The sequence below is a fragment of the Alloprevotella sp. oral taxon 473 str. F0040 genome (assembly GCF_000318095.2).
In the GTDB taxonomy this organism is placed as follows: Bacteria; Bacteroidota; Bacteroidia; order Bacteroidales; family Bacteroidaceae; genus Alloprevotella.
The window spans coordinates 1,447-4,673 of the sequence record NZ_KB290712.1; the positions used below are offsets into that span (position 1 = coordinate 1,447).

At 39.9% G+C, this 3,227-nt stretch carries 4 protein-coding genes; all 4 read right to left on the reverse strand.

Annotated elements, in window-relative coordinates:
* Window positions 1-463, reverse strand: a 463-nt coding sequence (locus HMPREF9999_RS02670) for a hypothetical protein (RefSeq protein WP_009436772.1), incomplete at its 3' end; no start/stop codon positions are given.
* A 6-nt stretch (window positions 464-469) separates the two neighbouring features.
* Window positions 470-1,009: a hypothetical protein gene (locus HMPREF9999_RS02675; RefSeq protein WP_232301273.1), complete on the reverse strand. Its 540-nt coding sequence runs from the start codon at window positions 1,007-1,009 to the stop codon at window positions 470-472.
* A 293-nt stretch (window positions 1,010-1,302) separates the two neighbouring features.
* Window positions 1,303-2,406: a PQQ enzyme repeat protein gene (locus tag HMPREF9999_RS02680; RefSeq protein WP_009436774.1), complete on the reverse strand. Its 1,104-nt coding sequence runs from the start codon at window positions 2,404-2,406 to the stop codon at window positions 1,303-1,305.
* A 292-nt stretch (window positions 2,407-2,698) separates the two neighbouring features.
* On the reverse strand, window positions 2,699-3,227 hold a 529-nt coding region (locus HMPREF9999_RS10575; RefSeq protein WP_009436775.1), incomplete at its 5' end, for a hypothetical protein.

Genomic DNA, 3,227 nt, shown 5'->3' on the forward strand with positions numbered 1-3,227 from the left:
CGCCATCTTTTTTTAGATAGACAATAGGCTCTACATCAAATTTGAAGCCCTCTATTGGTTTGCGCTCTTCCCAAATGTCATCTAATTCACTTTCTTCCACATCCAAATGAGGGTCATATCCATGCCAAGCATGGTCTCCCGACATAGTTTGATATTCTATAGATGGATCTAATGTTATAATCCTATCTTCTGTAAGTCCTAAACACTGGCATTTATAACCTTTATAATTACAAAAACAACTTTTTCTATAGGCGGAATAATCATAATTGTCTCCGTAAGGTAAATATAAACCCCAATAATCATCCTCTTCTTTGTGAAAACCAAGATCTAAAAAATTAGCATTCCGAGTATAAATATGCCAACATGGATTATCATACATGTAGCTAACATTTATATTTATCCATTCATCAGCAATACATATATATTCGCCACCCTGAAAGTAATCACACTTTTGCCTTTCCATAGACTGTTATTTTATTATTACGAATTTACCACTTCTGTATATGGCTCTGAGCTCTTCAGTACCATCATTAGATATTTCCCATATCTCAGTACCTTCTTGAATATCTATTTTACTTTGGAAATGCCATTCTGGCACTCCAAGTCTTCCATTACTACCAGAGGTAAATCCATGAGCAGTGAAAGGATAATCATACCCATTGTACGGAGCCCCTGTTGGAATAACAACTTCCGAACTTCGTGTATTTTTGAATCGTATTATACCACAACTATTTGCACTCATAAAGAATCTAGAATTTGTATAGTCTAATCTTTCACCATAATATAAATCGTCAAACGTTTTTAGATGCTTGGTGTCTGCTGCAGTTGATACATACCCTCCTATCTTTTTGTAGTAATTACTCGTTGGATTTATGTAATTTTCAATATCAGTCTTTGGTATAATCTTTTGCATCAAAGTGTTAGCATCGGGTTTAGGTATAGCATTTCGAATCCTAGCCAGTTGTGCCTTTTCTGTTTCAGTCAAAGCATTTACATTCTTCAATATCATATAGCGAAAGGCGTCCATCGTTAAGTCTTCTTCTCTCAAGTAAACTAGGCAGCAAATCAATGAAGCCACGTTCCTGACTAATACTAGCAAGACTGTATTTGCCTAATTGTACAGCTTCATCGGATCCTTTCCCCCACACTGCAGCAACATCCGCTTCCTTACCACAACTTTTAGCTGTGCTAAAGAGCTTCTTTGCAGACAATACAATGCGTATGGATCTGAGAAAACGAACCAACGGTGCTGTAAGCAACCAGAGAACCGCCTCTCGTCAAGGACGACACGATGGCGACAGGTTACTTCCGCTCGTAGATGTGCAGTGTGTCTTCTGCGTCAATGACATACACCTTGTCCCCGGCATAGTATATGGGGCGACTCACAACAAGCTGATTGCCTGTTTTCTCTCTTTCCTCTGCCGGGATTACTTCGTCTGCCCACAACAATTTACGGGCTTGCAAATCAAATACTCCTGCCCATCCACAGCCGCCGAATTCGTGGGTACGTTCACCCATAAATACAAAGTGGTCGTCTTGCAGGCGAGGATTCATCACATGCTCAAACGTAGCAATCCCCTGAGGATCCACCTTTGCAAATGAGTAGCTCTCGATGAGATCGGCTGTAGCCGCATCTAAAATATGTATTCCCCAGTTGCTAATGGACAGTAGGGTTTTGTCTGTCTCGCGAAAGAAAAAAACGCCCACTCCTCCGATCAATCTATAGACAGAATTTTCCTCATCCATAAAGACAATCTTGTCTTCAGCGACATCGGCAGGAATAAATTGATACATAAGTTCTCCCGTTTCTACATTTAGGGCGATGAGCCTACCCCAATCGGTGGAGATCCAAATCATGCCGTTGGCAATCCCGAGCACCTTATCCAAGTGGGCTGTTCCCTTGTCACGCCCCTCATCATCAATTCTGCGTAAGGGAAAGCACCAAAGCACCTCGCCGGAAAGGTCTATACGGCAAAACTCTGTCTTGAAAAGTTCGTAGCCAAAAACCATCCCTTCCACTTCATACACACGGTAAGGGACGTCTTGCTCCAAAAGCCGCCGGCCATCAGACACAAAAATAATGTTTTCGCGCAACTCGAAGGTTTCGGGGGTACGACCGTGATACCTAATGTAGGTATCCAAGTCTCTTTCAAGCAGATCATAATTCTTCTCAAACACCTTCAATAAAGTGTGTCCTGAATAGATTTCTAAGCTTCCATTGCAAGTTCTCGCATAGACATACTCCCCTACGGAAACAATTCGCGTAGGCAGCTCCTTTTTTTCTAATACGACTCCATCAATACTAAGGTAGTGGCGGCCATCCTCATCATAGGAGTAGTCACCTGTGACAGGATTTATCCCCCACACATTTTTTATTTTGTCGATCTTAATGTATTCGTTCATCATTCGGTATTACGATAGTGTCCCAAATTTGTGTGTAAGCTCCAATTATTTTGTGGTGAACTAAAAAACAATCAATAACAATGGACCTTACGAAGTCACAAATATCGGAATTATTCTCAACATTTCTATCCTCTGGAGATTGTATTAATACATTAGTTGAATCCTTATGGGATGCCGTAGAGTCAACCGGAAAGAAAAAAATAAACTATTCTTTTGAAGAACTCTGAATTCAGTTTTTCAAAGCTGAGTTTCTGTCTCAATCTGTTATATAGGAGTTTAAGGGGCAGTTATACTTCTATATTTCATTATCAACGATTTTAAGCTCTCTCATCTTTAATCTATAAAGACTTGCCACATCCCTATAGTCTTTACTATACATTTCAGATTTTGAAGCGTCTACAAACATACGCCCCCCCCAACCAGAATCATAGATAAAGACAATATAGCAGACGCTTCCATCTGTACGTCTGTAGTAGCTCACTCTGCCTAATCTATCCTCATCGTGATTTCTCCAATCCATTGTATTATCCCAATGGCTATATACAGGATTATATTGATTCCCCTCTTTAAAATCCAAAGTCAAATACTTGGTTTTTCTATAAAAACGGATCTGATACTCTTCATATCGCTCCAAAGAATCCAGACACATATTCTTCCAAAAATACGTCTCTAAGCATTGCCTTATATTTTGTTCCAGATACGGAGCATTATCCACCAATACTGTGTGGTATACTGATTTCGTTCCTGAATCCGAGACTGTTGTATCAGCCTCCAAAACATCACATCTTATTGGTGCAACAACAATATCTCTTCTAAAGTGAAAG